Below are 26,080 nucleotides of genomic sequence, written 5' to 3'. Positions count from 1 at the left end.
GGCGATGCCGCGTTTTTTTTCCAATAAACGATTAATCATTTTATTAGTAGGAGTAATCGTCCTTGTGGCATTAATTGCATTCTCACTTCGCGACCGTAACCATGCAAATGTTCCGGAACAAGCAGTGAAGGATGTTGTCGGATTTGGGCAGTCGCTCTTTACGAAGCCGGCTCACTTTGCTACTAAGGTCATTGAAAGTATTGATACGATGCTTAATACATACGAAGAAAACAAACGACTAAAAGAACGATTAGACACATTCGCGACGATGCAAGCCGAATTGGCGGACGTCAAAGCGAATAATGTAAAATTACGAGGAATCATCGACAAACAGGAGGATCTGCGTGCGTATGAGCCGATCCAATCTACTGTGATTTCGCGTAATCCCGATCAATGGGAAGAAAAGTTAATTATTGATAAAGGTACGACAAATGGTGTAGGTGTCAATATGGCTGTAGTTACAGCGCAAGGCTTGATTGGGAAAGTTATTTTAACGACTTCTACTACTTCAACAGTGGAGTTGCTATCGACAGAAAACAGCAGTTTGCGCGTGGCAGCTATGGTTGTCGGCGACCAAGAAATTTTCGGTTTGATCGAAGGTTTTGACCGTCAAACTCGTCAATTGATCATGAAGCGTATTGATTCTAGCTTTGATGTAAAAAAAGGCATGACGGTTATTTCTTCGGGACTGGGCGGAATTTTCCCTAAAGGTCTATTAATTGGTGAAATTACTGAAGTGTCAACAGATGATTACGGGTTGACGAAGTTGGCGTATATTCGTCCAGCGGCTAATTTTTCTATGTTGGATCATGTAATGGTCGCGAAAAGGTTGACAGCCGTTGTAGATGGTACCGATGGAGGAAACTCTGCGGACGCTAAGGAGGAAGGTGGATCATGATTCGGTTCATCATTCCTTTGATTGCGATCGTCTTGTTTTTTCTGGAACCTATTTTCAGTCTGTTTTCCCCAATCGGGATCAATGACAGCCTGTATATTTTTATTCCGCGATTTTTGATCGTCTATTTAATTTTTATTGCGACATATTACAGCAGAAAACGTGCTTTTATTTATGCTTTGGTACTTGGAGTCTTGTATGATATGTACCACATTGATATTATTGGTCTATATACATTTTTGTACCCGCTCATTTGCTATGTATCTGCTTCGATCATTCGACAAGTGGAGCGACGTACTTCGACAGTCATGTTGCTTTCTTTGGCCATGATTGTGTTGTTGGAATTACTGTCTTACCTGTTCGCAAGTATTATTGCGCTTACATCCATTGACTTTAATGAATTCGTAACGAGTAGGCTTATTCCGACCGTTATTGCCAATTCTCTATTCATTGGGATGTTTGGTTACATGTTTAAACAACTTATTGAAAAACGATTTTTACAAAAACAAGCTGGCTTTTAAGCATTGCGAGGTGATGTAGGTGACGAAATCACAGTTGATAACGATAAAAGGAACAAAGGACGGCTTAGTGCTACGTTTGGATGACCATTGTTCGTTTTCTGATCTTCTGGATGAGCTAAAAGAAAAAGTATCAGGCAGTGTACTCGAAGGTGTCTCTGAAGTACAGCTACATACGGGACGTCGCTTTTGTGACGAGCAAGACATGAAAAGTATTCTTGCAATCATTCATACCTCTCCAAACCTACGTGTTTCGAAGGTTCATAGTGACGTCATTTCATTAGAGGCGTGTGAGAAGAAATTGATTGAAGAACAGTCCGAGACATATGTCGGAATCGTTCGTTCGGGTCAAGTAGTCCGTGCAGAAGGCGATTTAGTCATCATCGGGGATGTGAATCAAAGTGCCCAAGTTATTGCGGGCGGTAGTATTTATGTGTTAGGTCGCGTAAAGGGCATCGCGCATGCAGGAGCGAATGGGAATGAAGACGCGGTTATTGCGGCATCATGGCTTGAAGCTACTCATTTGAAGATTGCTGATAAGATGGAAATCATGACGGATGAGTTGACGATTCTTTCTGAACAACCTGAAATGGAATGTGCTTATCTCCATAAGAATGGGCATATTGCGATTGACCGGCTTCAGGAACTCCGACATTTACGTCCGAACCTTGCGACATTTAAGGGAGGTAGTTAATTTGGGAGAAGCGATTGTTATTACTTCTGGTAAAGGTGGCGTAGGGAAAACAACTACGTCCGCGAATCTTGGTACCGCTCTTGCGTTACAAGGTAAAAAAGTATGTTTGATTGATACGGATATTGGTCTACGAAATTTGGACGTTATTTTAGGTTTAGAAAATCGCATTATTTACGATTTAGTAGATGTGGTGGAAGGACGTTGTAAGGTCCATCAAGCACTCGTAAAGGACAAGCGTTTTGAAGATCGTTTATTTTTACTACCTGCTGCACAAACAACAGATAAAAGTGCAGTCAATCCAGAACAGATGAAGAAACTCGTTCTTGAGATGAAGATGGATTATGACTATGTGCTGATCGACTGTCCTGCAGGAATTGAGCAAGGGTATAAAAATGCTATTGCAGGCGCTGACCGTGCGATTGTCGTGACGACTCCAGAAATTTCAGCTGTGCGTGATGCAGACCGAATCATTGGTCTACTGGAGGCAGAAGAAGGGATTGAGCCCCCTAAATTGATCATTAACCGTATCCGTTCAGGTATGATGGAAAGCGGAGAAACATTAGATATTAACGAGATTACGACGCATTTGTCGATAGATCTACTAGGGATCGTTATGGATGACCGCAGCGTTATCTCTTCTTCCAATAAAGGAGAACCGGTAGTAATGGATCCTACTAATCCTGCGGCAATGGGCTATCGTAACATTGCACGACGTATTTTAGGGGAGTCTGTGCCATTGATGTCGATGGAGAAAAGTAAAAAAGGATTCTTAGGTAAAATTAAGAATATGTTCGGAAAATAATTTATACGTTGTCACTCAGTGCCTGTATGGTGCTGAGTTTTTTTGCATTTTACGTGATGTACTCTCATACACTATAGGTAAAGGAGGGGACGTCGTGAAGTGGAAAACGAAATGGATCATCGCCTTTGTCCTGCTAGTGTCTGTTGTAGCTTTATCAAAATTAGAAGAACGGCAGCTAGTAAACGTGCCTGTGACGCAATATGTAACGACTGGGAAAGATTTTGTTGTGATGAAAAAGTGGGTGTCTTCTTGGTTGGCCGATGAAGAATCGATAACAGTGTCTGCTGAATCTGTATTTGATCCATTCGCTTCGTACGAATCATTTCAGCCTTATCAAGACGGCGCTATTATCTCGTATACGCAACCATTATCCATTACGTCGCAAGGGAGTGGTCTCGTCGTATTTACGGGCTATACACGGCAGTCAGGCAAGACCGTGACCGTGCAATACGATAATGGAGATGAAGTGACGTATGGTTTCGTCGGCTCATTTTCGACACTGCCCTATACTGCGGTGAGACGGGGAGATGAAATTGCAGTAATGGACGAAGAAGCGCTTTATATCCGTGTAAAACGTGATGGGATACCGCTAGAGCCTACAGTTCTTGCGACGTATATGACGGGCGACCTCAAATGAAATTTCGCATTCATCCGATTTTATTACCGGTATTTTTATTTTTTATGGTCGTCGGGGGCGTCTCATTATACGCGATGATATTATTTTCATTGGTTTTTCATGAACTCGGACACGTCGTAGCTGCTAAAAAAACAGGAATGAAAATACGCAGTTGTACGATTTTACCGTATGGAGGGGAATTGCAGATTGTCAATCGCCAACTTGCAACTAAACAACAACGGCTGATTACCGCGCTAGGTGGGCCTGTCGCGACAGCCGTTTTGCTAATCGTTGGATCGTTCGTGGAATTTCCTGGTCGCGAACAATTTGTACAAATTCAATGGATTTTATTAAGCGTGAATTTATTGCCGTTTCTACCATTGGACGGTGGACAAGTTATTTCTGTGTTAGTAGAGACGAAAAAAAATAAATATATTTCACGTTCATACTTTACCCTTTATTCTATTGTGGCAGCGATCGCGTTAAGTGTATATCTTATCGGTTTTTTACCAGATAGTTTGCCATATGTATTACTAACTTCTTTTTTAGTTTTACAAAATGTGGTCACGTACCGCTTCCGAAAATATGAGCAAATCTTTGAGCAAATGGCGAGTGGAGCGAAGCAAACGACTATAAATTAGCTATCGAAAATATTCATTTTTATATAATGCTTGACCTTTGTTTTCCTACGTGATAATATTTTACTGTTATTGTTTGTAGCACCCGTGCTACAACCGCACTGAACAGGTTTAAGTATTCGCATGCCGAATCACCTGTCAAGGCGAGTCTGAGTAAATAGAGGAGGTGCAAGTATGTACGCAATTATTGAAACTGGTGGAAAACAAATCAAAGTTGAAGCAGGACAAGAAATCTACATCGAGAAGGTTTCTGGTGAAGCTGATGAAGTGGTAACATTTGACAAGGTGCTAATGGTGGGCGGAGATGACGTTAAAGTCGGTGCTCCATTCGTAGAAGGCGCTACTGTAACAGGTAAAGTTGTCAAGCAAGGCCGTGGAAAGAAAATTACGGTTTTCAAATACAAGCCGAAAAAGAACTACCGCAAAAAACAAGGTCATCGTCAGCCATACACGAAAATCGTGATCGACGGAATCAATCTGTAATCCGACATGATACATGTCCATATTACGAAAGAGCCTTCCGGGCGCATCTCAGCTTTTGAGATGGATGGTCATGCGGACTATGCTGAACACGGTAAAGACTTAGTATGCGCAGGTGCGTCAGCCGTATCATTCGGTGCGGTCAATGCAATTGCTGAGCTGACAGGTTGTACACCGGAAATTGAGCAAGGTGCGAATGGTGGATATTTACGTGTGGCGTTTCCGGTAACGGCGCGAGATGCGGAAGTTCAACTACTCGTTCAAGCTATGATTATCTCTTTACAGACGATTGAACTAGACTATGCAGAATATATACAATTATCCTTTACAAAGTAGGAGGTGGCAGCTATGTTACGTTTGGATTTACAGTTCTTCGCATCCAAAAAAGGAGTAGGTTCTACTAAGAACGGTCGTGACTCCGAATCGAAACGTCTTGGCGCTAAGCGTGCAGACGGACAATTCGTTTCCGGTGGATCAATCCTTTATCGCCAACGCGGAACAAAAATTCACCCAGGTGAAAACGTTGGTCGCGGTGGAGATGATACTCTATTCGCAAAAATCGACGGCGTCGTTCGTTTCGAGCGCCTTGGCCGCGATAAAAAGAAAGTCAGTGTCTACCCACAAACACAAGAAGCGTAATCGGATAGCGTGACTATATAGAAAAGGACTGCACTCGCTGCAGTCCTTTTTCTTATGGAATTTTTATTTGTGTGGTGTCTATGATCGCATGTGGGAATTCTATGAGCGGAATTGTCGAGTCTATGATCGCGCGTGGGTGTTTAATGAGCGGAAGAGTCGAGTCTATGATCGCACATGGATGTTCAATGAGCGGGAATAGCATGTCTACAATGCTTCAAACAGCACAAAACAGCAATATTTATAAAGATGAAGATTATTTTAGTGATTTCTTCATGAAAATGCTATACTAAGAAGTACGAATTGAGCTGGCGGTGAAAATAATGGGCAAGAATGAACTGAACGTGTCGCAAGTTGTTAAATTTAGCCGGCACGATCATATGAATGATCTTCAATTAGTTTTAATGTATATTGACATGGGGAAATATGCAGAAGCTAAAAATTGCATCTTAGAAAAAACTGCAAATATGCAGCGTCAAGCAATGCTTCAAAAACTTTGCTTGCCAGATACAGAAGAATGGTTAATGACATTGCCATGGCGTTATCCTGTCTTGACAGTCGAACTGTTTTGCGACATCGCTCTAAAAATAGATTCGGTGGAGCTGGATCAGGTACTTGTGGATTATTTGGAAAGTCTGGTAGAGCTAGTCATTCCAAAAATCGAGCGCTATACAAATTGTGCAGTTATGATTTCGGTAACAACAGATGAGACGGCATGGATTATCCAATTGACGTTTCAAGAATTGCGCGTAAAACAACTAGACATCCCAGAAAACTCATCTCAGTTTACGGTCGAAGTTCACGGAGAATCGAATCAATGGACGATTACTATCAGTGGACAATTAGGAGGATTATAAATTATGTTTGTGGATCACGTAAAAGTTTTTGTTAAAGGTGGCGACGGTGGCGACGGTATGGTTGCGTTCCGTCGTGAAAAATATATAGCGTATGGCGGCCCGGCTGGTGGAGATGGTGGTAAAGGAGCGGACGTAATCTTTATCGTAGACGAAGGTTTGCGTACGTTGATGGATTTCCGTTATCAGCGTCATTTCAAAGCTCCTCGTGGAGAGCACGGGGGCAGTAAAAATATGCATGGTCGCGGTGGAAAAGATATGGTAGTTAAAGTTCCGCCGGGTACGATTGTGAAAGATGCTGAAACAGGGACAATCATTGCAGACTTGGTTGAAGACGGTCAAACAGCCGTCATTGCGCGAGGCGGTCGTGGTGGTCGTGGGAATAGCCGTTTTGCGACACCACAAAATACAGCACCTGAACTTTCGGAAAAAGGGGAACCAGGTGTGAGCCGTGATATCGTGCTCGAATTGAAAGTGTTAGCAGATGTTGGGCTAGTTGGATTCCCGAGTGTAGGGAAATCGACATTATTATCTGTTGTTTCAGCCGCGAAGCCAAAAATTGCGGATTATCATTTTACAACGCTCGTTCCGAATTTAGGAATGGTGGAAACAGACGATCATCGTACTTTTGTAATGGCGGATTTACCTGGCTTAATTGAAGGCGCGCATGAAGGAGTCGGACTCGGCCACCAGTTTTTACGTCATATTGAGCGGACGCGTGTCATTGTCCATGTCATTGATATGTCGGGCTTGGAAGGTCGCGAGCCGATCGATGACTACCATACGATTAACGCGGAGCTAGAGCAATACAATATGCGTTTGACTGAACGTCCGCAAATCGTTGTCGCAAATAAAATGGACATGCCGGATGCGGAAGAAAATTTGGTGGCATTTAAAGAGGCGCTCGGTGATGAAGAGGTTCAAATATTCCCGATTTCTGCATTGACGAGAACAGGATTGGATCCATTACTGTATGCGGTGCTTGATTTACTTGAAACGACACCGGAATTCCCAATGCTTGAAGATGTGGAAGAAGACGAAAACTCTGTATTGTATAAACATGAAGCGACAGGTCCGGACTTCGTTATTTCTCGCGATGACGACGGTGCATTTGTGTTGTCAGGTTACACACTTGAGCGTTTATTCCAGATGACGGACTTCAACTTTGATCAGTCCGTTCGGAGGTTTGCTCGACAAATGCGCGGAATGGGTATCGATGATGCATTGCGTGAGCGTGGTGCGGAAAACGGAGATATCGTTCGGATTATGAATTATGAGTTTGAATTCCTAGAGTAAAACTTGTAATCGTTCGTTGTGGGGGGATCAAAATGGAGCAAATCGGGGAAGGCCAGTTTTATTTGGTCCGAGAAGATGTGTTGACTGAATCGATGCAAAAGATGTTGGAAGCAAAAAGAATGTTGGCAAGAGGCGAAGTGACGACGATCCAAGAGGCAACTAAACGGGTCGGTTTGTCACGTAGCGCTTTTTACAAATATCGTGATGCCGTGTTCCCGTTCGAGTCTATCGCACGGGATCGCATTTTAACGATCTTTATTCAACTAGAAGACTTAAAAGGGTCTTTGGCGGTATTATTGGAAATTGTCTCAAAATCAAAGTGTAATGTCCTAACGATCCACCAAACGATTCCTGTACAAGGTCGTGCCAATATTACACTTTCGCTCGATGTGACAGAAATGGAAATAAAAGTAGAAGCCTTTTTACAACGATTAAAAGCGCCTCGATTTATTGATTCCGTTGATTTAATAAGTTCAGGTGTGTTTTAATTTTTTCGCTTGAACAGCTTAGGAGATGAAAGCACAATGACAGAGAAGAAATATACACCATCCGTTGCGTATTTGGGACCTGAAGCATCTTTCACCCATATCGCAGCTGTTGACTTATTTGGTACAGATGGCTTAACGCCCCGTCCAACGATTCCAGACTGCATTGAAGCGGTTACGGCGGGACATGTCGCATATGCACTCGTGCCATTAGAGAATGCACTAGAAGGTTCGGTTCCATTAACGATTGATTATTTATTTCATGGCGGCGAGTTGTTCATTACCGCAGAAATTTCTACACCGATTGAACAACATTTATTAGTGAATAAAGCGCAAATGGATCATATGGATGAATTGGAATCGATTCAGTCTCACCCGCATGCGCTGGCACAATGTCATAAGTTTCTACAATACCGCTATCGTCGAGTTCCTTTAATACAGACGACTTCTACAGCAGCGGCTGCCAAATCTATTTCAGAACAGCCGGAGTTGCGTGTAGCAGCCATCGGGAATCGTTTGGCAGCAGAAACATATGGTCTACATATCGCAGAAGAAAATATTCATGATTTTCATTTTAATCACACACGTTTTGTCGTGTTGTCATTGCGGAAGGAAAAACTTGAACATACGAAACATGATGCTTCCTTAAAAACGACATTGATGGTGAAATTGCCTGAAAATGACCGACCAGGAATGTTGCACCAAATTTTATCTGTTTTTTCATGGCGCCGTTTGAACTTAAGTAAAATTGAATCAAGACCATTAAAAACTGGACTTGGTCAATATTTCTTTATTATTGATATTATGGAATCTGAAGATCATCCGATGATGAAAGGTGCGATGGAAGAGTTAGAAGCACTAGGTTGCACAGCCCGTTCGTTCGGATCCTATTATGTATATGAAAGTAACCCGTCCACTAGCTAATGCTGGTGGATGTTTTTTTGTAATAATTGTTCTCCTACCGAATATATATAACAAGAGAGGATGCTTTACAGTCACTAAATTAGGCGTCCGTTCATACGATGGATTGATGGAAGGGGGAAATGTTAGTGGAAGTTCATATTGTAGTGAAAGGTGATACATTATGGAAGATTGCGCGGCAATACAATATTCCATTTGAAGAATTGAAGCGGGTGAACGCACATCTCGCAAATCCAGACTACATTGTACCGGGAATGAAAATTTTTCTGCCGATGGATAAGAAAAAGCCGATTCATAAAGGTGAGCAATCGAAGCCGCAAGAAAGACCGCAAGAAAAACCACATCATAAACCAACAGAAAAACCGTATCATAAACCATCGGAAAAGCCGCATCATAAATCAGCAGAAAAACCGGTGAAGCCATCTCACACAGAGACGAAACCGCCGCAGCCAAAGCCGCAACCACCTGTACAACAAGTTCCGCCATTACCGCAAATGCCACCGCAACAACAGATGCCGCAACCGCCTGCCGCGCAAATTCCGCAAATACCTGCTGTTCCGATGTGGCAAGCTGTGTTTCCTATTTGTGGTTGGATGCCGATTTTCGATGCGGATTGCGTACCGCACATGCCGCAACAGCCGATGCCTCCACCGATGCAAGCACCTATTAAACCGTTACCACCAAAAGAGTCTTCCAAGTGGTATGAAGAGTCAACGCATCATCAAAAACCAGTCCCTGCGCCTATGCCCGATGGTTGGCAGTTAATAGAATCAAGCTCACTTCACGCAATGCCGCAACCAGCTCCGAAGCCGCCGGTTGTGATGCCAGAACAATCTATGCCACAGCCTACACCAATGCCTGAGCCAATGCCAATGCCGCCGATGCCGTCTATACCGCCGAAAGCGTCTACACCTGCTACGTGGTGTCCATCCAATCAAGAATATCAGGAGCCTTGTTCTCCTCATTGGCCGGCTCCACAACAACCGCAGTGGCCAATGCATCCCGTGCCACCGATGCAACCGTGGCAATGGTTGCCAGTGTGTCCTCCAGCACCGCCTGCGATGCAACCATGGCCGCATCCGGTGAATCCGATGCCCGGTGATTCACAAAATATGCCTAATTATCCAACGCAACAGCCGGATAATTGGCCTAGAAATCAATAATGGGATATGACAGAGAATCAGCGTTTTACGAAAATAAAACAAAACGTCTGGAAAATGGAATCGGGTGGAGCGGTCTATTCTGTAAAAAAATATACATCGCTTGCGCAAGCCGTGAAAGTTCGACATGTACATCAAGTACTTAGCGCGCATGGTTTCCCGCATATTGTTCCTGTGTTAGAGAAGGAAGATCCATTGCTTTTTATTCAGCCATGGCTTGAAGGAGCAAGGGCTGTCAATTTTAAGCGACGAATGGATCGACTGGATTCATTTAAAGCTCTGCAAGCGTTACATGATACAAAGTCCCACATCGATTGGTCGACTGTTTCCTGTCTTCCTTATTATCATATGTTAGAAAAATGGGACGTCCGTTTTGCTAAATTTCTGGAACTGCGGGAAGTGTGTGAGCAGTTCCTACCTTTTCATATGATCGAAGAATTACTTGCGTACAGTGAAGAAGCATTGAAAGTTTGCAAGAAACAACAGCCGTCTGTCAGTTCGCTCACACTGTTGCATGGAGATGTAGTACATCATAATATTTTACGTGATAATTGCGGACAGATTCGCTTTATTGACTTTGATTTGGCTTGTTTAGGAACTGCGGAAGATGAGCGTGTATTATGGATACACCGGGTACTGCCGCAAATTTCATACAACGCGGTCTTTTTGATGGGGGAGCATCCCGATCTATTGACATTGTCCAATCAATCATTAGCTAAGTTGCTTTTTCCGAATGAGATTTTACGTGAATGGCTGCATCTTCTATCGCTTCCAGCGTCGCAGCGTCAGCGAATGGTTAATAAACTCCTGCAGTTTACGGAAACCGCTCTCTCGCACTGGCCCAAATTATGGTATGATGTAGAGCGAATGATGAAGTAGGGGGTTTGATCCATGGCAGGCCATTCAAAGTGGAAGAATATCCAAAACCGAAAAGGCGCACAGGATGCAAAACGAGGAAAGATCTTTCAAAAGATGTCACGTGAAATCTACGTGGCGGCTAAGTCTGGCGGTGACGATCCAGACACGAATCCGGCTTTACGTCTAGCAATCGATAAGTCAAAAAGTGAGAATGTTCCAAATGACGTAATTCAACGAGCGATCGATAAGGCAACAGGTGCAGGAGCAGATGAAAACTATGAAGAAGTGATTTATGAAGGCTATGGACCGGGTGGAACAGCAGTGCTTGTCTATTGTCTAACAGAAAATCGCAATCGTACAGGCCCAAATATCCGCGTAGCATTCAATAAAAATGGCGGGAGTTTAGGAGAAACTGGCTCTGTCAACTATTTATTTGAACGCAAAGGTCGTTTATTTATTGAACGTACAGATGCGACTGACGAAGACGCTGTGATGATGGCGGCGCTTGAAGCAGGAGCTGAAGATATCCTTTCTACGGAAGAAGGATTTGAAATTATAACGACACCGACGGATTTCCTCGCTGTAAAAGAAGCGCTTGAGGCAGAAGAACATGAATGGATTTCTGCAGAAGTCGATATGATTCCATCTGTCTATACAAAGCTGAATGAAGAGCAACACGAAGAGTTTGAGAAAATGATCGACGCTCTCGAAGACGATGATGACGTGCAAAACGTTTATCACAATGCGGATGGAGAGTAACCAATTAAACCAATCTACTACTTTCTGAGGAGAAAGTAGTAGATTGGTTTTTTAATTTGCGATATTCAGCTCCAACGTTTCCAGCATTTGATAAAAACGAGCGCCATGGCCTTCTTGTGCCTCAAGAAACGAATTTTCTGTAATAAGGAGAGTGCCGGAACCTGCTTCTACTAAATAGATAGTTACGACACTGCTATCCGGTTTTTCGCCCTCTTTGCCGCGAAGTGAAAGTGCTGGCACTGGGGTAGTGACTTGTTCTTCATCCAGTGTGAAGAGGTACTCTTTTTTCAAATCCTCTTTCACTTCTTCGGGTGTTTTATCATCAACGAGCAGAAACTCCATATTCACTTCAGGATATCCTTCTGGTATATCGAGAGTGGGTGTAAGTACATCCCGGTCTTCATCAGTTTCGAATGTATAGCGTTCTTTGTCTATATAGAGAGAGTACGCAGATTCTTTACCGACGACTAAATCCATCTGAATGGTCTCATCCTGTCCTTCTACCGACTGTACGATTTCTTTCGTAGGCTCCCTGTTGACATCCGGTGTCTCCTCTTGTGTAGGCACTTCCAAAGGGGCTTCTACATCGACGTCCTCCGTCTTCTCAGGCGTATTACAACCAGCGACTAATAAAGCGATCATCGCACTTGAATATAGAACTTTACGCATTCATTACCCTCCTTTAGTGATTGTTTCACTCTATAGGTGTACTAAAATTTCTTCTAAATGATAAAACTGTCAGTAAAGTTATTATACCCTTTTGTGTAACTAACCAATCAAAAATATACAAGCGGAATTTCTTGTCCGTGAGCAAATGACTAGAGAATAAAAACCGCAAAGGCTATGATAATAAAGCATAAACTGACAAAAAGGAGTTAGATCGTATGACAATTAAAGTAAAAGCAATTATCGGGAGCACAAGTTCTACATCATATAATTTGAAATTAGTGGAGTTCATGGCAAAACGCTATAAAGAACAGTTGGACATTACCCCTGTTCGCATCAATGATTTGGAAATGTTTTCTGTAGATATTGAAAGTGAACCACCAGCATCAGTACAAGCGTTTAAAGACGATGTGAAAGATTCAGATGCCGTAATGTTTGCGACACCGGAGTACAACTTCTCTATTCCAGGTTCAATGAAAAATGCAGTGGACTGGTTGTCTCGTGGAGGAGACTTCACATTACACGGAAAAACAGGCTTTATTATAGGTTCTTCTATGGGTGTATTCGGTTCGGTGAGAGCACAAATTCATCTGCGCGAAATTTTATCCAATCCAGCACTGGCCCCTATTTTATTGCCAGGCAATGAAGTGTATATCGGAGCCATCCATACGAAATTGAATGAAGAGGGCGACTTGACAGACGAGCCAACAATTGCTTTCCTTGATACTGTAGTAACTAATTTTGTGGAATTCCATAAAAAACAACAAGCAGCAAAATTAGTGTAATCCGTAAAAATGGACATGCTTTTCATATGTCCATTTTTTTGCGCGGAAAACTGCAGCTCGTACAAGTAGAAAACCCGTTCGTATGCTATAATAGCAGGTATACTTTAGGGGGTAAATATATTGTACGATTACATAAAAGGGTTAGTGACACGTGTGACACCGGAATACATTGTGCTGGAGCAGCAAGGAATCGGCTGGCAAGTGATGACGCCAAATCCCTTTGCTTTTCATGTCACGGAAGAACAGCAACAAGTGTTTACTTATTTGCATGTACGCGAAGACACACAGTTATTGATCGGTTTTAAAACGCTGGAGCAACGCGAATTATTCCGCAAGCTTATTACGGTGTCTGGAATCGGACCAAAAGGTGCACTCGCTATACTTGCGAATGGCTTACCTTCTCAAGTGGTCAGCGCAATTGAACGTGAAGATGAAGGATTTTTGGTGCAATTTCCGGGTGTCGGCAAGAAAACAGCCCGTCAAATGATTCTTGATTTGAAAGGCAAATTGCATGATTTATTCACAGAAATTGATGTGCCTGACTCAGAAGATACGTTATTGACACTTGCAGAGAGTGATGAATTGGACGAAGCAATTTTGGCGCTGTCGGCTCTTGGCTATTCGGAGCGCGAACTGAAAAAAGTACGTCCGCAGCTGGAAAAAGAAGAGCTGGACACAGAAGGGTATATGCGTTTTGCGTTAAAACTATTACTAAAACAAGGCTAAGGCGATGGAGGTGGTTCTAATGGAAGAACGCATTGTGACAAATGAAGCGACCGATTTTGACGATAGTTTTGAACAATCGCTGCGACCGCAGTTTTTACAGCAGTACATTGGCCAGCAACAGGCGAAAGATAATCTATCTATATTTATCGAAGCGGCAAAAGGACGGCAAGAAAGTTTGGATCATGTCTTACTGTATGGTCCGCCCGGGCTCGGTAAAACGACACTTGCCACAGTGATTGGCAATGAAATGGGTGTCAATGTCCGCATGACAAGTGGTCCGGCGATTGAACGTCCGGGAGATTTGGCTGCAGTTGTGTCTTCATTGGAGCCGGGTGATGTGTTGTTTATCGATGAAATTCATCGGCTGAACCGTGCAATTGAAGAAGTGCTATATCCCGCAATGGAAGATTTTTGCCTTGATATTATGGTCGGTAAAGGACCAACTGCGCGTTCTGTCCGGCTCGATCTGCCTCCATTTACACTAATCGGGGCAACAACGCGCGCCGGAGCATTGTCTGCACCGTTACGTGATCGATTTGGTGTGCCGCTGCGCTTGGAATATTATGAAGTAGAGCCGCTGACGGAAATTGTCATTCGAAGTGCGGGCTTGTTTGAAGTAGAAATCAATCCGCAAGCAGCTGTAGAACTAGCGATGCGCTCTCGTGGGACACCGCGGATTGCCAATCGTTTATTGCGGCGTGTAAGAGATTATGCGCAAGTTCGCGGCAATGGAACGATTACGCTGGATATTGCTCAAGAGGCATTAGATATGTTGCAAGTGGATAGTCATGGACTGGATCAAATCGACCATCAATTACTCCACAGTATGATTGAACGTTTCCGTGGAGGTCCAGTCGGAATTGACACGCTGGCTGCAAGTATTGGCGAAGAGTCGGTGACGATTGAAGATGTCTATGAACCGTATTTATTACAAATGGGATTTATTCAACGCACTGCACGGGGACGGATGGCTACAGAGAAAGCGTATGCGCATTTCGGCTATCCTCTGCCGCAGTGACAGATAGGAGTTAGCATGATGGATGTACAGGATTTTGATTTTGACTTACCGGAGCATTTAATCGCTCAAACCCCCCTTCTAGATCGCACGGCGAGTCGATTACTCGTCATGGATCGTGAGAATGGGGAAGTCGCACATAAGCATTTCCGTGATTTAGTCGATGAATTGGAAGCCGGCGATTTGCTCGTATTGAATGATACGAAAGTGCTTCCTGCTCGTTTAATTGGGACGAAGGAAGATACCGGTGCAACGATTGAAGTTTTATTGCTGAAGGAAAACGGTGAAGATCGTTGGGATACGCTTGTTAAACCAGCGAAGCGTGTGAAAATAGGTACCGTAGTAACATTTGGAGATGGTCGCTTACAGGCGAAGTGTACAGCGATTGGTGAGCAAGGTGGACGCGAGTTTGAATTTATCTATGACGGGATATTTTATGAGTTGCTTGATCAGCTCGGACAGATGCCATTGCCACCATATATTACGGAGTCTTTAGAGGATCAATCACGTTATCAAACCGTTTTTGCAAAAGAACGCGGATCAGCAGCCGCCCCTACAGCCGGTCTTCACTTTACGGACGAAATATTAGACACCTTGCGCAAAAAAGGTGTAGAGGTGGCATTTATTACATTGCATGTAGGACTTGGTACATTTCGTCCAGTCAGTGTGGATTCGATTGCTGATCATACGATGCATGCAGAGTATTATGTAGTTACGGAAGAAACGGCTGCACTCGTTAGACAGACAAAAGAGCGTGGTGGACGTGTCGTTGCGGTCGGTACTACATCGACACGTACGCTAGAAACGATTGCATCCGAACATAACGGAGAAGTCGTAGCAGCAAGTGGATGGACATCGATTTTCATTTTCCCGGGATATGAATTTAAAGCGATTGACGGATTAGTGACAAATTTTCATTTGCCAAAATCGACTTTATTGATGTTGTTGTCTGCATTTGCTGGTCGCAAAGCGGTATTGTCCGCATATGAAGAAGCCGTGAAAGAACAGTATCGCTTTTTCAGTTTTGGGGACGCGATGTTTATTCGTCCCGCTACAAGAAAGGAACGAGATTAATTGGCAGCTATTACGTACGAACACATTAAAACTTGTAAACAAACGGGCGCGCGTTTAGGGGTTGTTCACACGCCTCACGGTTCATTTGAGACGCCTGCTTTTATGCCCGTCGGTACACAGGCTTCTGTAAAAACGATGGCACCGGAAGAATTGAAAGCGATGGGCGCAGGCATTATTTTAAGTAATACGTATCATTTATGGTTACGTCCAGGGCATGAAATTATTAAAGAAGCAGGCGGACTGCATAAGTTCATGAACTGGGATCGTCCAATTTTAACAGATTCCGGTGGGTTTCAAGTATTCTCATTGAGTAAATTCCGTGATATTAAAGAAGAAGGCGTGCATTTCCGTAATCATATTAACGGAGATAAATTATTTTTAAGCCCTGAAAAAGCGATGGAAATTCAAAATGCACTAGGACCGGATATTATGATGGCGTTTGACGAGTGTCCTCCTTTTCCAGCGACTCATGACTATATGAAAGCGAGTGTTGAGCGCACATCGAGATGGGCGGAGCGTTGCTTGCAATCTCACCAGCGTCCGAATGAGCAAGGGTTATTCGGTATTGTGCAAGGGGGAGAATACGAAGATCTTCGCCAACAAAGTGCGAAAGATTTAGTGTCGCTCGATTTTCCTGGCTATGCAATTGGTGGATTGTCAGTAGGAGAGCCAAAAGATATTATGAATCGCGCGCTTGAATTCACGACCCCTTTACTTCCAGAAAATAAACCGCGTTACTTGATGGGGGTAGGTTCTCCCGACTCATTGATCGACGGTGCCATTCGTGGAATTGATATGTTTGACTGCGTATTGCCGACACGTATTGCACGTAATGGGACGTTGATGACGAGTGAAGGACGTTTAGTCGTGAAAAATGCAAAATATGAGCGTGATTTTGGTCCGCTTGATCCAAATTGCGACTGCTATACGTGTAAAAACTATAGCCGGGCATATATTCGTCATTTGATTCGCGCTGGGGAAACATTTGGTATCCGTTTGACGTCCTATCATAACCTGCACTTTTTGCTAAATTTAATGGAGCAAATACGTCAGGCTATTCGTGAAGATCGTTTAGGCGATTTCCGTGAAGAGTTTTTTGAGCAATACGGCTTCAACAAACCGAATGCAAAAAACTTTTAAATCAAGTATAATACATCTTGATGATGTAGGAAGGGGGAAGATATAAAATGATGGAACAATATGGTGGTATTTTCACGTTAGTAATCATGGTAGCGATTATGTGGTTTTTACTCATTCGTCCTGCTCAAAAGAGACAAAAAGCGGCGAAAGAGATGCAAAGTGCATTAAAGCGCGGAGATGAAGTGGTAACAATCGGTGGACTTCACGGCACAGTAGATGCAGTAGATGAAACATCGGTTTTCTTGCGTGTATCAGACACAACGGTTTTACGTTTTGATAAGCAAGCAGTTGGAAGAGTAATAGCAGCCTAATAAAAAGCGGTTATCTAGTGGTATGTCCATAGATTGCCGCTTTTTTGTCTGTGCGCGTATAGAATTCTGCCTGCAAGCAACACTAATCATGTAAGGAGGCAGATCGATCATGCATGAACTGTGGATCATTGGTTTCCGCACCGTGTTTCTATACGTCTTTTTATTAGTCATTTTACGAATTATGGGCAAGAGGGAAGTTGGAGAACTGGGTGTTATCGATATTGTCGTATTTATTATTATGGCCGAAGTAGCTGCTATGATTGTAGAATCTCCCGACAAGCCTATTGTGAATGGAATTTTACCTATACTTCTTTTACTTGTCATTCAATATATTTCTTCTATGATTTCATTGAAAAGTAAAAAGTTTCGGGATCTGGTAGATGGTGATCCTACCTTGATCATCAAACATGGAGAGATACAAGAACAAGAAATGCGGAAACAACGGTATAATTTAGATGATTTATTTCAGCAATTACGTGAAAAGCAAATCGCGTCGATTCATGACGTCACCTTTGCTTATTTAGAGTCATCCGGAAATTTATCAGTCTTTACGAAAGAAGACGGTTCTCCGATTGTCGGGTTAATTTTAGATGGTGAAATTCAACTTGAGCATCTTCAATTGCTCGGCAAGACGGAAAGGTGGTTAATGGATGAATTGGCGTCTAGGCAACTAACCGATATTTCTCAAATCTTTTATTGTTCATATGAGCAAGAAACGATAAAAGTACAAATGAAAGAGGGTCAATAACGTTTCACTAAATTACGCAGCATCATCCAGTCAGCCTTTTTAATTTGTCTAGTGAGTAGCAATAATGCCAGCAACATAGCGGACGTAATAACACATTCTGTAAACAGGTGATATGAGCCGAGTGGAACGAAGATCGGACGAATGACGACTGTTAGAATGAATGCGATATACGTCATCGCAAACATGGAAAAACCTGTGGCTGTTGATTTGTTTTGACGCAATGTAGCGATATGCAAAAATGATGTGACGAGCACACCAAAACCGATAGCGAGAACAGCCCCTGTTTCTTGAAGTCCCGGTTGCGATGCCAGTATGAACATGACCGCAAGTTTCGCGATGCCCCCATAGACAGAGTTCATCATGCCGGCCTTGGCGTCACCAGTAGCTTGCAAAATCGAATAGAGCGGACTTTGGATGTAATAAAAGAAAAAAACCGGTGCCAATAATGTCATATAACTTCCACCGTCAACAATATGGAATAATTTTTCCGCCAATTCTTGTCCGTGAATGTAAAAAACAGTGGCGGCAAATGCACCTGTTAACGCAGATAACCGCAAAGCCAAGTGTATGCGTTCTTGCAGTTTCTTCACATTGCTCGATGCGGCAGCCCCACTCACAGCAGGCACGAGAACAACTGATAACGCATACGGAATAAATGCTGGAAATAACAGCAAAGGAATAAGTACCCCGGAAATCACTCCGTATAGTGAAGTAGCCGCTACTGTACCGACACCCGCCATACTCAGTGCCCGCAGAAAAATAATCGGTTCCAAAAACCATGTGAATGTCCCGAACAACCGACTGCCAGATGAAGGAAGCGCCACTTCAAGAATGGGCTCCATCGGGTAACGCGGTTCTTTTTCTCGTTTCTTCGGCTGGGTCTTTTGATGTTGTCGATATTTATGTAACAAATACAGTACAGAAACAACCTCTGCCAAGAACGTCACAGCCATCGCATACGCTGCATTAATCATCGGGTCTTCCGGCGCCAAAATATAAGGTAGCATCCAAGTGATCAATACAATTCGAAACACTTGTTCAATCACTTGTGCCCAAGCCGTTTCCTCTATGCGTGCGATTCCTTGGAAATACCCTCTCACTAACCCGCCAATAGCTGCCACTGGAACAATGGCGATCGCTACGTACAATGCATTGGAAGTAGCCGCATTCCCTAATAAATTGCTCGATAAATAGGGAACGAATAAAATACTCGCGGGGATAAAGACTGCCCCCGATAAAATGGTAATGAAGGTAGCTGTTTTCATCACTTGTCTTACTTGCACGGTGCCGCCTTGTGCTTTTAATTCGGCAATGACTTTCGCAAGGGCAATCGGAACCCCTAATTGTACAAGCGATAAAAAAAATACAAACGCTGGATAAGCCGTCATATAAATACCGACCGTCTCTTCTCCTGCTACCCGCATAAATTGGATTCGATAAACAAATCCGAGTAGTTTCGATAAAAATACAGCCGCCATTAAGAACATCGTCCCGCGGATAAAGGATGACAACGTAAACCACTCCTTCCCAGTTCCCTTTATATATGAAAATCCCAAATATAGTTAAGTGTATGTGGTATAATTGAGTTTATTCCGCGATAGGGGTGAAGTTGCGTTGAATGAGCAATTAAAAGAATTGTATAGTCAAGTGTTACCTGCATTGGAAAGCAAAAAAGATGAATTTAATTTTTATGGCTATGCGGATATTACGGAAGAAGCGCTGTGGGATTATTTTGTTAGTAAAAAGTGGCGAAAAAAAGACATTTCCGCCATGCGAGCTTATGAAATGATTGCGGATGTCTTCGCATTAACAGCTGCCCAGTTCATGACACATACGCAGACGGAGGCTCAACGCAACAGTAAAGACTACCCAGAGTTGAGTGAAGAAGAACGGGCGCTGCTCTTTTGGCCTAAAAAGTCGAATTGATTTGCATTTTTTGTCGTGTAGCATTTGACACAGACAACCGACTGTTTCATAATTGGTATGTTGTACAATGAGAGAACGAAGTACATAGCAGGTGCTGTGCCGCTCTAGTATATGAGGGGGAAAAGGAAATATGAAAAACAGAGGAAGGATTGTCGCGTTTTTGCTATTGATTGCTGTCTTAGCAACAACGATTTTTTCTACGACGAATCCGATTTTAAAAGACGTCAAGCTCGGCCTTGACTTGCAAGGTGGTTTCGAGGTTCTGTACCAAGTGGAACCGTTGAAAAAAGGTCAGACGATTTCGGAGTCTACTGTAGCTGATACAGCGCGCGCATTGACTAACCGAATCGACGTGCTCGGTGTCAGTGAACCAAGTATCCAGATCGAATCGAACAACCGGATTCGCGTTCAGCTAGCCGGCGTCGAAGATCAGGAATCTGCTCGTGAATTATTATCCACTCAAGCCAATCTGTCTTTCCGTGATGCGGACGACAATTTGATGCTAGACGGAAATGATTTGAAGGAAGGAAAGGCGAAAGCCAACTTCGGTGAAAACAATAATCCAGTGGTCACATTGGAAATGAAAGACCCGAATAAATTCGGTGAAGTTACGTCTCAAATTTTACAAAAGAAACCAGACAATATGTTAGTTATCTGGTTGGACTTTAAAGAAGGGGAAGACTCTTTTAAAGAAGAGGTCATGAAACCGAAACCGGCATTCATTTCCGCTCCTCGCGTAGACAAAACTATCAACTCATCGAACGTCGAAATCTCCGGTAGCTTTACTGTAGAAGAGACGAAAGAACTTGCGGGTATTTTAAACGCAGGTGCGTTGCCAGTGCATCTGGAGGAAATTTACTCTACATCTGTCGGAGCACAATTCGGTGAACAGGCGTTAGATAAGACGATATTCGCAGGAATCGTCGGCGTAAGCTTAATCTTTATCTTTATGGCACTCTACTATCGTTTGCCAGGGGTTATCGCTGTCGTCACTCTATCTGTCTATATTTACTTGATTTTACTAGTATTTACGAAAATCAACGGTGTCCTGACACTACCAGGTATCGCGGCACTGATGCTCGGTGTAGGTATGGCAGTCGATGCCAATATTATTACGTACGAGCGAATTAAAGAAGAATTGCGTGTCGGGAAATCCGTCAAGTCTTCCTTTACGGCTGGAGCGAAATCATCGTTTACAGCGATTCTGGATGCCAACGTCACGACGCTTTTAGCAGCGGTAGTGTTATTCTGGTTCGGAACTAGTTCAGTTAAAGGATTCGCGACGATGTTGATCATCAGTATTCTAGTGAGTTTCTTAACTGCAGTGTGGGGTTCTCGTTTATTGCTTGGACTACTCGTTCATAGTGGCAGTTTAGATAATAAAGTAGGTTGGTTCGGATTATCGAAGAAATCTGTACACTCTGCAGACGAAGGCTATGAAACTTTGGATCTTACAACGAAATTCGATCGTTTCGATTTCGTTCATGCGAGAAAACGCTTCTATACGATTTCTATCATTTTGCTAATTTTAGGGGCAGTTATGCTTGGTGTATTCAAGCTAAACCTCGGAATTGATTTCGCAGGTGGTACGCGCGTAGAAGTTCTTTCTACTAGTGCACTTGATGAGTCGACAGTGACTAAGCAATTAGAAGATATCGGCCATCCAACTTCGGATGTTGTTATTTCAGGTGATGAGAAGAACATTGCAGTTGCACGCTATAAAGAAGACTTTTCTCAAGAAGAAGTCAACGGCATTAAGCGTGAATTGCAAGCAATTTACGATTCAGAACCGAACGTTTCAACCGTTTCTAGTAAAGTTGGTGAAGAACTCGTACGCAACGCAATGTACGCACTCGCAATTGCTGCGCTTGGAATTATTATCTACGTAGCGTTACGTTTCGAATGGCGTATGGGTCTTGCGGCTATCATTGGCTTACTGCACGATGCATTCTTCATGATTGCAGTATTTAGTATTCTGCGTCTTGAAGTCGATATTACGTTTATCGCAGCAGTCTTGACGATTATCGGTTACTCGATTAACGATACGATCGTTACGTTCGACCGAATTCGTGAGAACTTGAATCGTTCGAAGCATATTCATAATGAAGAGGAATTAGCGTTGATCGTTAATAAGTCGTTACGACAAACTCTTGGTCGTTCAGTGAATACAGTCTTAACTGTTATATTTGTAGTCGTGGCATTGATGGCTCTTGGGGCAGAATCTATCCGTCCGTTCTCGATTGCATTGTTAATCGGTTTATTAGCAGGTACGTATTCGTCCATCTTGATCTCCGCACAGCTTTGGTTTGATATGAAAAAGAAACAAATTACGAAAGATGGCGGATTGAAAGTAGAAAAAGAGAAAAAACAATGGGGCTCAGACGAACCAGTCGTTTAAGACGTTTGGACCATAGGAAAAACAGGGTATACTTCGGTATATCCTATTTTTTTGATTGGAGGAATGATTGATCATGAAATTCCAGTGGACAGTATTACTCGGCTTATTATTCGCTGTACTGATCGCGGTATTTGCCGTTTTCAATGTAGATTCCGTACCCGTCAATTTTCTAATCAGCACTGAAATGATTCCACTCGTCCTTATTATTCTCGGCTCCGCTTTACTCGGTGCGTTAGTCAGTGGTCTATTTGCTATTTACAAATCCTACCGTAGCAATCGTCGCATCAAGGACTTAGAGCAACAATTGCAAATAAAAGAACAAGAAGTAACCGCGCAACGACAGCAAATGCAAGAAATGGAAGAGCGAATGGACGAATTGCACGGCAGAATCCCTGTAGTGGAAGCGGAAGTAATTCCACCAGAGCAACTATATTGAACGAAAACAAGCTTAGCGAGTGGAAAAACTACTCGTTTGGCTTGTTTTTTTATTTTGGAGGAGTTCTATGAGCGCATGGGTGGTTTCCATGATCAGTGTTGGGTGTTCTATGAGCGCATGAGTGGTTTCAATGATCGGTGTTGGGTGTTCTATGAGCGCATGGGTGGTTTCCATGATCGGTGTTGGGTGTTCTATGATCACTTAAGTAGATCCCATGAGCAATACATCATGTCTCACGAGCGTTAAAAAATCACAATACAATTTCATATCGTTTACTTTCCGTCTCTCGCTCGATTCGCTATACTACTAGAAGAGGATGTGAGAGTATTGATACAATCGAAAAAAAGATGGCAAATTGAGCGTCCCGATGAACAAATCGTGGCACAGCTCACTCGGGATTTGAAGATTTCTACAATGATTGCAAAGATTCTTGTAGCGCGTGGCGTGACAACGAGTGAACGAGCGACAGCTTACTTAGAGATGGATGAATCCAATTTGCATGATCCTTTTTTATTATATGGAATGGACACCACTGTTGAATTAATTAAACAAGCAATCGCAGATCAGCAGCAAATTACAATATATGGTGATTATGATGGTGATGGTGTTACTAGCGTGACCGTACTCACTACCGCACTGGAGCGACTACAAGCGAAGGTGAATTTTGCGATTCCGAATCGTTTTGATCATGGTTATGGACCAAATAAAGACTATTTTGCTCAACTGCATTCAGAAGGAACGGAATTGTTGATTACAGTAGATAACGGAATTTCAGGATTGGAAGAAGTAACATTTGCGAGATCGCTCGGGATGAGTGTTATTGTGACCGATCACCATGAAATGGGAGAAGAACTACCAGCAGCAGATGCGGTAATTCATCCGCGTCATCCGCAAGGTCAGTATCCGTTTGGCGAACTGGCAGGTGTAGGGGTGGCATTTAAGTTAGCTACTGCATTACTTGGGGAGCCGCCACTAGATTTACTCGAGTTTGTGGCGATTGGAACGGTAGCCGACTTAGTTCCACTGCGAGACGAAAATCGCTACATGGTGAAAGAAGGAATTCGTAGATTGCGTCGCTCCAAACGTCCGGCGATTCGTGCTTTGATGCAAGTGAGCGGGCATGAACAAGCGATGTTGACTGAAGAGACGATCGGCTTCACAATTGGTCCTCGTCTGAATGCGCCAGGACGTTTAGGAGATGCAGATCCTGCTGTTCATTTATTGAAATCAGAAGATGATCAGCAAGCTCTTGGTATTGCAGAAGCATTGAATGAATTGAATAAAGAACGGCAAGAATTAGTGAAAGAAATTGCGAAAGAAGCAGAAGAGCAAGTAGTTATACGCTATGGTGATAATATTCCACTAGTATTCGTCATTGACGGAGAAGACTGGAATCCGGGAGTCGTTGGAATCGTCGCTTCTCGTTTAACGGAGAAGTATTATCGTCCATCGATTATTTTATCGGTCGATCAAGAAACGGGTATTGCGAAAGGGTCTGCGCGTAGTATTGAAGGATTCGATTTGTTTAAAGAACTATCAAAGAACAAAGATATTTTGCCGCATTTCGGTGGTCATGAAATGGCTGCGGGGATGTCGTTGAAAATTGAAGATGTTGAACTATTACGTACTCAATTGAATGAACAGGCGAAAGAAGTGTTAACTGAAGACTTACTGCAACCGAAGCTGTCAATCGATGTGCCCCTGACACTGGATGAAATCGATATTGCATCGATAGAAGCGCTAGAAATGATTCGGCCGTTCGGTATGGGATTCCCGAAACCTGTCTTTCTATTAGAACAGTTGGATACCATTTCCACGCGAAAAATTGGAGCGTCTAAAGATCATTTGAAATTAGAACTTGGTGATGGGGACGAGCGATTAGATGCCATTTATTTTGGTGCCGGAGCGCTTGCAGATGAAATGGCGCCTCAAAGTAAATTGAGTTTGACAGGCGATTTGCAGATCAATGAATGGAATGGCCGCAAGAAAGCGCAGTTGCTCGTCGAGGATGTGAAGTGTGACGAGTGGCAATTATTTGATTATCGCGGGGTACGTGATCCAGCAAGATGGTTGCCGATGATTCCTGACAAATCTATGTTCATCGCATTTACAGAACAAGCTATGCAACATTTCGCTCCTTTTCTGAATGGATTTTCGATAGTGCTCGCAGGCAAAGACGAATTGGCTCTTTCAGCTTCTATTGTGCTACTAGATATGCCACCAGACCAAGACCAACTCGAATATGTGATCCGAGCGACTCAGCCGGATCGAATGTATTTGCATTTATATGTACATGATTCGATGTATTTCGAAAAAATGCCAGACCGAAAACAGTTTGGGTGGTATTATAGTTTTTTAAAGCAGCGTGGGCATTTTGACATACAAAATCAACTAGATGTTCTTTCAAAACATAAAGGTTGGAAAAAAGACATGATTAAATTCATGACAAAAGTGTTTTATGAGCTAGAATTTGTTACACTAGAGAATGGTGAGGTTACGATGCTAGACTCTGCAGAAAAGCGGGATTTAGCGGAAGCGCCGTCATATAAAAAACGCCAACAGCAAATAAAATTAGAAGAGTTGCTTCTTTATGCACCTTATCAGGACTTGAAGAATGTATTTAACTCTTTACGGACGATCGATGCTGTTGAGGAGGAATAACTGTGGATTTAAAGAACTTTGTAACGATTGTGGATGACTATCCAAAACCAGGTGTTAGTTTTAAAGATATTACAACTATTATGGATAATGGAGAAGCGTATAAATATGCGACAGATCAAATCGTCGAATACGCGAAAGACTTGGACGTCGATATTATTGTCGGTCCCGAAGCGCGTGGATTTATCATCGGTTGTCCAGTGGCCTATGCGCTTCAAGTTGGATTTGCTCCTATTCGTAAACCAGGAAAATTACCTCGTGAAACGATTTCAGTTTTTTACGATTTAGAGTATGGACAAGATGAGTTAACTATTCACAAAGATGCGATTAAACCGGGACAACGCGTATTAATTGTCGATGATTTACTTGCTACGGGCGGAACGGTCGGTGCTACAGTAGAGCTAGTTGAAAAACTTGGCGGAGTAGTAGTAGGTTGTGCATTTTTAATTGAGCTTACATACTTAAATGGACGTGAGAAGTTAAAGAATCATGATATCCGTGCGTTAATTACTTATTGATGACAGAATCCTTCGCATAATGCGGAGGATTCTTGCTATATACGATAGGCTTTGCGTTTGATATGCT

Annotated in this window: 32 protein-coding genes and 1 other annotated feature; of the genes, 29 read left to right on the top strand and 3 right to left on the bottom strand. The window is 43.0% G+C overall.

Features of this window, described 5'->3' with window-relative positions; genetic code table 11:
• Positions 1–4: 4 nt before the first annotated feature.
• The 17 genes from mreC (at position 5) to DV702_RS05770 (ending at position 11,612) form a co-directional block, all read left to right on the top strand.
• On the top strand, positions 5–898 hold the full coding sequence (gene mreC, locus DV702_RS05850; RefSeq protein ID WP_114923915.1) for a rod shape-determining protein MreC: 894 nt from the start codon (positions 5–7) through the stop codon (positions 896–898).
• Entirely contained in the window at positions 895–1,416 is a 522-nt protein-coding gene (gene mreD, locus DV702_RS05845) for a rod shape-determining protein MreD (protein ID WP_114923914.1), read from the top strand. Before mreC ends, mreD begins: the two co-directional genes overlap by 4 nt.
• 19 nt (positions 1,417–1,435) lie before the next feature.
• The gene (minC, locus tag DV702_RS05840) at positions 1,436–2,107 is read left to right on the top strand and encodes a septum site-determining protein MinC (RefSeq protein ID WP_114923913.1); all 672 of its coding nucleotides are present in this window, start codon (positions 1,436–1,438) and stop codon (positions 2,105–2,107) included.
• A gap of 1 nt (position 2,108) precedes the next feature.
• Entirely contained in the window at positions 2,109–2,909 is an 801-nt protein-coding gene (gene minD, locus DV702_RS05835; RefSeq protein WP_114923912.1) for a septum site-determining protein MinD, read from the top strand.
• Positions 2,910–3,003: 94 nt separating this feature from the next.
• Positions 3,004–3,546: a peptidoglycan DD-metalloendopeptidase family protein gene (locus tag DV702_RS05830; RefSeq protein ID WP_114923911.1), complete on the top strand. Its 543-nt coding sequence runs from the start codon at positions 3,004–3,006 to the stop codon at positions 3,544–3,546.
• Positions 3,543–4,166: a metalloprotease gene (locus DV702_RS05825; RefSeq protein ID WP_114923910.1), complete on the top strand. Its 624-nt coding sequence runs from the start codon at positions 3,543–3,545 to the stop codon at positions 4,164–4,166. The genes DV702_RS05830 and DV702_RS05825 overlap by 4 nt, the downstream gene beginning before the upstream one ends.
• A gap of 81 nt (positions 4,167–4,247) precedes the next feature.
• Positions 4,248–4,324 (top strand) — a sequence feature (ribosomal protein L21 leader region).
• Positions 4,325–4,337: 13 nt separating this feature from the next.
• Positions 4,338–4,646 (top strand): 50S ribosomal protein L21, encoded by a 309-nt coding sequence (gene rplU, locus DV702_RS05820; protein ID WP_099688896.1) that lies wholly within the window; start codon positions 4,338–4,340, stop codon positions 4,644–4,646.
• A 6-nt stretch (positions 4,647–4,652) separates the two neighbouring features.
• The gene (locus DV702_RS05815; protein WP_114923909.1) at positions 4,653–4,979 is read left to right on the top strand and encodes a ribosomal-processing cysteine protease Prp; all 327 of its coding nucleotides are present in this window, start codon (positions 4,653–4,655) and stop codon (positions 4,977–4,979) included.
• A gap of 12 nt (positions 4,980–4,991) precedes the next feature.
• Positions 4,992–5,282: a 50S ribosomal protein L27 gene (gene rpmA, locus DV702_RS05810; RefSeq protein WP_099688898.1), complete on the top strand. Its 291-nt coding sequence runs from the start codon at positions 4,992–4,994 to the stop codon at positions 5,280–5,282.
• A gap of 101 nt (positions 5,283–5,383) precedes the next feature.
• Positions 5,384–5,572, top strand: coding sequence for a hypothetical protein (locus DV702_RS05805; RefSeq protein WP_114923908.1), 189 nt, complete (start codon positions 5,384–5,386; stop codon positions 5,570–5,572).
• A 30-nt stretch (positions 5,573–5,602) separates the two neighbouring features.
• Positions 5,603–6,136 (top strand): Spo0B domain-containing protein, encoded by a 534-nt coding sequence (locus DV702_RS05800; RefSeq protein WP_114923907.1) that lies wholly within the window; start codon positions 5,603–5,605, stop codon positions 6,134–6,136.
• Between the two features lie 3 nt (positions 6,137–6,139).
• On the top strand, positions 6,140–7,429 hold the full coding sequence (gene obgE / locus DV702_RS05795) for a GTPase ObgE (protein ID WP_114923906.1): 1,290 nt from the start codon (positions 6,140–6,142) through the stop codon (positions 7,427–7,429).
• 32 nt (positions 7,430–7,461) lie between these two features.
• Positions 7,462–7,917 carry an ACT domain-containing protein gene (locus tag DV702_RS05790; RefSeq protein ID WP_114923905.1) on the top strand — a complete coding sequence of 152 codons (456 nt, stop codon included), beginning with the start codon at positions 7,462–7,464 and terminating at the stop codon, positions 7,915–7,917.
• Positions 7,918–7,953: 36 nt separating this feature from the next.
• Positions 7,954–8,838: a prephenate dehydratase gene (gene pheA, locus DV702_RS05785; RefSeq protein WP_114923904.1), complete on the top strand. Its 885-nt coding sequence runs from the start codon at positions 7,954–7,956 to the stop codon at positions 8,836–8,838.
• Between the two features lie 125 nt (positions 8,839–8,963).
• Positions 8,964–9,998: a LysM peptidoglycan-binding domain-containing protein gene (locus DV702_RS17000; protein WP_205407223.1), complete on the top strand. Its 1,035-nt coding sequence runs from the start codon at positions 8,964–8,966 to the stop codon at positions 9,996–9,998.
• Positions 9,999–10,004: 6 nt separating this feature from the next.
• Complete coding sequence (locus DV702_RS05775) at positions 10,005–10,874, top strand: aminoglycoside phosphotransferase family protein (RefSeq protein ID WP_114923903.1); 870 nt, start codon at positions 10,005–10,007, stop codon at positions 10,872–10,874.
• 12 nt (positions 10,875–10,886) lie between these two features.
• Positions 10,887–11,612, top strand: coding sequence for a YebC/PmpR family DNA-binding transcriptional regulator (locus tag DV702_RS05770; RefSeq protein WP_114923902.1), 726 nt, complete (start codon positions 10,887–10,889; stop codon positions 11,610–11,612).
• A gap of 51 nt (positions 11,613–11,663) precedes the next feature.
• Here the strand turns inward: DV702_RS05770 and DV702_RS05765 are convergent, their stop codons facing one another.
• Entirely contained in the window at positions 11,664–12,281 is a 618-nt protein-coding gene (locus DV702_RS05765) for a hypothetical protein (RefSeq protein WP_114923901.1), read from the bottom strand.
• A 215-nt stretch (positions 12,282–12,496) separates the two neighbouring features.
• Here DV702_RS05765 and DV702_RS05760 point away from each other — a divergent pair, with 215 nt between their 5' ends.
• The 7 genes from DV702_RS05760 to DV702_RS05730 all read left to right on the top strand — a co-directional run bounded on the left by DV702_RS05760 (position 12,497) and on the right by DV702_RS05730 (position 18,077).
• Complete coding sequence (locus DV702_RS05760; protein ID WP_114923900.1) at positions 12,497–13,063, top strand: NADPH-dependent FMN reductase; 567 nt, start codon at positions 12,497–12,499, stop codon at positions 13,061–13,063.
• A 120-nt stretch (positions 13,064–13,183) separates the two neighbouring features.
• Positions 13,184–13,789 carry a Holliday junction branch migration protein RuvA gene (ruvA, locus tag DV702_RS05755; protein ID WP_114923899.1) on the top strand — a complete coding sequence of 202 codons (606 nt, stop codon included), beginning with the start codon at positions 13,184–13,186 and terminating at the stop codon, positions 13,787–13,789.
• A gap of 19 nt (positions 13,790–13,808) precedes the next feature.
• Entirely contained in the window at positions 13,809–14,807 is a 999-nt protein-coding gene (gene ruvB, locus DV702_RS05750) for a Holliday junction branch migration DNA helicase RuvB (protein ID WP_114923898.1), read from the top strand.
• Positions 14,808–14,825: 18 nt separating this feature from the next.
• Positions 14,826–15,878 (top strand): tRNA preQ1(34) S-adenosylmethionine ribosyltransferase-isomerase QueA, encoded by a 1,053-nt coding sequence (gene queA / locus DV702_RS05745; protein WP_114923897.1) that lies wholly within the window; start codon positions 14,826–14,828, stop codon positions 15,876–15,878.
• Positions 15,879–17,018 (top strand): tRNA guanosine(34) transglycosylase Tgt, encoded by a 1,140-nt coding sequence (gene tgt / locus DV702_RS05740; protein WP_114923896.1) that lies wholly within the window; start codon positions 15,879–15,881, stop codon positions 17,016–17,018.
• Between the two features lie 50 nt (positions 17,019–17,068).
• On the top strand, positions 17,069–17,329 hold the full coding sequence (yajC, locus tag DV702_RS05735) for a preprotein translocase subunit YajC (RefSeq protein ID WP_114925851.1): 261 nt from the start codon (positions 17,069–17,071) through the stop codon (positions 17,327–17,329).
• A gap of 109 nt (positions 17,330–17,438) precedes the next feature.
• A complete protein-coding gene (locus DV702_RS05730) occupies positions 17,439–18,077 on the top strand; it encodes a DUF421 domain-containing protein (RefSeq protein WP_114923895.1) in 639 nt (212 codons plus the stop codon).
• On the opposite strand, the gene DV702_RS05725 is transcribed toward DV702_RS05730, so the two are convergent.
• Positions 18,071–19,588, bottom strand: a complete 1,518-nt coding sequence (locus DV702_RS05725) for a putative polysaccharide biosynthesis protein (protein WP_114923894.1) — start codon at positions 19,586–19,588, stop codon at positions 18,071–18,073. The two genes, DV702_RS05730 and DV702_RS05725, sit on opposite strands and share 7 nt — an antisense overlap.
• A 103-nt stretch (positions 19,589–19,691) precedes the next feature.
• Between DV702_RS05725 and DV702_RS05720 the strand changes: the two genes are divergently transcribed.
• From DV702_RS05720 to DV702_RS05710, 3 genes are all read left to right on the top strand, one after another.
• Positions 19,692–20,003: a post-transcriptional regulator gene (locus DV702_RS05720; protein WP_162805732.1), complete on the top strand. Its 312-nt coding sequence runs from the start codon at positions 19,692–19,694 to the stop codon at positions 20,001–20,003.
• Between the two features lie 130 nt (positions 20,004–20,133).
• Positions 20,134–22,401 (top strand): protein translocase subunit SecDF, encoded by a 2,268-nt coding sequence (gene secDF / locus DV702_RS05715; protein WP_114923892.1) that lies wholly within the window; start codon positions 20,134–20,136, stop codon positions 22,399–22,401.
• Positions 22,402–22,474: 73 nt separating this feature from the next.
• The gene (locus DV702_RS05710) at positions 22,475–22,837 is read left to right on the top strand and encodes a lipopolysaccharide assembly protein LapA domain-containing protein (RefSeq protein WP_114923891.1); all 363 of its coding nucleotides are present in this window, start codon (positions 22,475–22,477) and stop codon (positions 22,835–22,837) included.
• 12 nt (positions 22,838–22,849) lie between these two features.
• Here the strand turns inward: DV702_RS05710 and DV702_RS16795 are convergent, their stop codons facing one another.
• On the bottom strand, positions 22,850–23,038 hold the full coding sequence (locus DV702_RS16795; protein ID WP_162805731.1) for a hypothetical protein: 189 nt from the start codon (positions 23,036–23,038) through the stop codon (positions 22,850–22,852).
• A 126-nt stretch (positions 23,039–23,164) separates the two neighbouring features.
• Here DV702_RS16795 and recJ point away from each other — a divergent pair, with 126 nt between their 5' ends.
• Both recJ and DV702_RS05700 read left to right on the top strand, forming a co-directional pair.
• Positions 23,165–25,498 (top strand): single-stranded-DNA-specific exonuclease RecJ, encoded by a 2,334-nt coding sequence (gene recJ / locus DV702_RS05705; RefSeq protein ID WP_114923890.1) that lies wholly within the window; start codon positions 23,165–23,167, stop codon positions 25,496–25,498.
• Between the two features lie 2 nt (positions 25,499–25,500).
• A complete protein-coding gene (locus DV702_RS05700) occupies positions 25,501–26,013 on the top strand; it encodes an adenine phosphoribosyltransferase (protein WP_114923889.1) in 513 nt (170 codons plus the stop codon).
• Positions 26,014–26,080: the final 67 nt, after the last annotated feature.

The sequence above is a fragment of the Sporosarcina sp. PTS2304 genome (assembly GCF_003351785.1).
GTDB lineage: Bacteria > Bacillota > Bacilli > Bacillales_A > Planococcaceae > Sporosarcina.
Note: the sequence above shows the minus strand (reverse complement) of the source record. Positions and strands in the feature narration are given on the sequence as shown.

What these genes read in the sequence shown, in the direction of transcription:
- DV702_RS05765 (WP_114923901.1), bottom strand. Translation starts at nt 12,281, where the DNA reads ATGCGTAAAGTTCTATATTCAAGTGCGATGATCGCTTTATTAGTCGCT.
- DV702_RS05775 (WP_114923903.1), top strand. Translation starts at nt 10,005, where the DNA reads ATGACAGAGAATCAGCGTTTTACGAAAATAAAACAAAACGTCTGGAAA.
- pheA (WP_114923904.1), top strand. Translation starts at nt 7,954, where the DNA reads ATGACAGAGAAGAAATATACACCATCCGTTGCGTATTTGGGACCTGAA.
- DV702_RS05805 (WP_114923908.1), top strand. Translation starts at nt 5,384, where the DNA reads ATGAGCGGAATTGTCGAGTCTATGATCGCGCGTGGGTGTTTAATGAGC.
- rplU (WP_099688896.1), top strand. Translation starts at nt 4,338, where the DNA reads ATGTACGCAATTATTGAAACTGGTGGAAAACAAATCAAAGTTGAAGCA.
- mreC (WP_114923915.1), top strand. Translation starts at nt 5, where the DNA reads ATGCCGCGTTTTTTTTCCAATAAACGATTAATCATTTTATTAGTAGGA.
- DV702_RS05760 (WP_114923900.1), top strand. Translation starts at nt 12,497, where the DNA reads ATGACAATTAAAGTAAAAGCAATTATCGGGAGCACAAGTTCTACATCA.
- secDF (WP_114923892.1), top strand. Translation starts at nt 20,134, where the DNA reads ATGAAAAACAGAGGAAGGATTGTCGCGTTTTTGCTATTGATTGCTGTC.
- DV702_RS05770 (WP_114923902.1), top strand. Translation starts at nt 10,887, where the DNA reads ATGGCAGGCCATTCAAAGTGGAAGAATATCCAAAACCGAAAAGGCGCA.
- rpmA (WP_099688898.1), top strand. Translation starts at nt 4,992, where the DNA reads ATGTTACGTTTGGATTTACAGTTCTTCGCATCCAAAAAAGGAGTAGGT.
- DV702_RS05800 (WP_114923907.1), top strand. Translation starts at nt 5,603, where the DNA reads ATGGGCAAGAATGAACTGAACGTGTCGCAAGTTGTTAAATTTAGCCGG.
- mreD (WP_114923914.1), top strand. Translation starts at nt 895, where the DNA reads ATGATTCGGTTCATCATTCCTTTGATTGCGATCGTCTTGTTTTTTCTG.
- ruvB (WP_114923898.1), top strand. Translation starts at nt 13,809, where the DNA reads ATGGAAGAACGCATTGTGACAAATGAAGCGACCGATTTTGACGATAGT.
- queA (WP_114923897.1), top strand. Translation starts at nt 14,826, where the DNA reads ATGGATGTACAGGATTTTGATTTTGACTTACCGGAGCATTTAATCGCT.
- DV702_RS05730 (WP_114923895.1), top strand. Translation starts at nt 17,439, where the DNA reads ATGCATGAACTGTGGATCATTGGTTTCCGCACCGTGTTTCTATACGTC.
- DV702_RS05825 (WP_114923910.1), top strand. Translation starts at nt 3,543, where the DNA reads ATGAAATTTCGCATTCATCCGATTTTATTACCGGTATTTTTATTTTTT.
- DV702_RS05790 (WP_114923905.1), top strand. Translation starts at nt 7,462, where the DNA reads ATGGAGCAAATCGGGGAAGGCCAGTTTTATTTGGTCCGAGAAGATGTG.
- DV702_RS05710 (WP_114923891.1), top strand. Translation starts at nt 22,475, where the DNA reads ATGAAATTCCAGTGGACAGTATTACTCGGCTTATTATTCGCTGTACTG.
- obgE (WP_114923906.1), top strand. Translation starts at nt 6,140, where the DNA reads ATGTTTGTGGATCACGTAAAAGTTTTTGTTAAAGGTGGCGACGGTGGC.
- DV702_RS05815 (WP_114923909.1), top strand. Translation starts at nt 4,653, where the DNA reads ATGATACATGTCCATATTACGAAAGAGCCTTCCGGGCGCATCTCAGCT.
- yajC (WP_114925851.1), top strand. Translation starts at nt 17,069, where the DNA reads ATGGAACAATATGGTGGTATTTTCACGTTAGTAATCATGGTAGCGATT.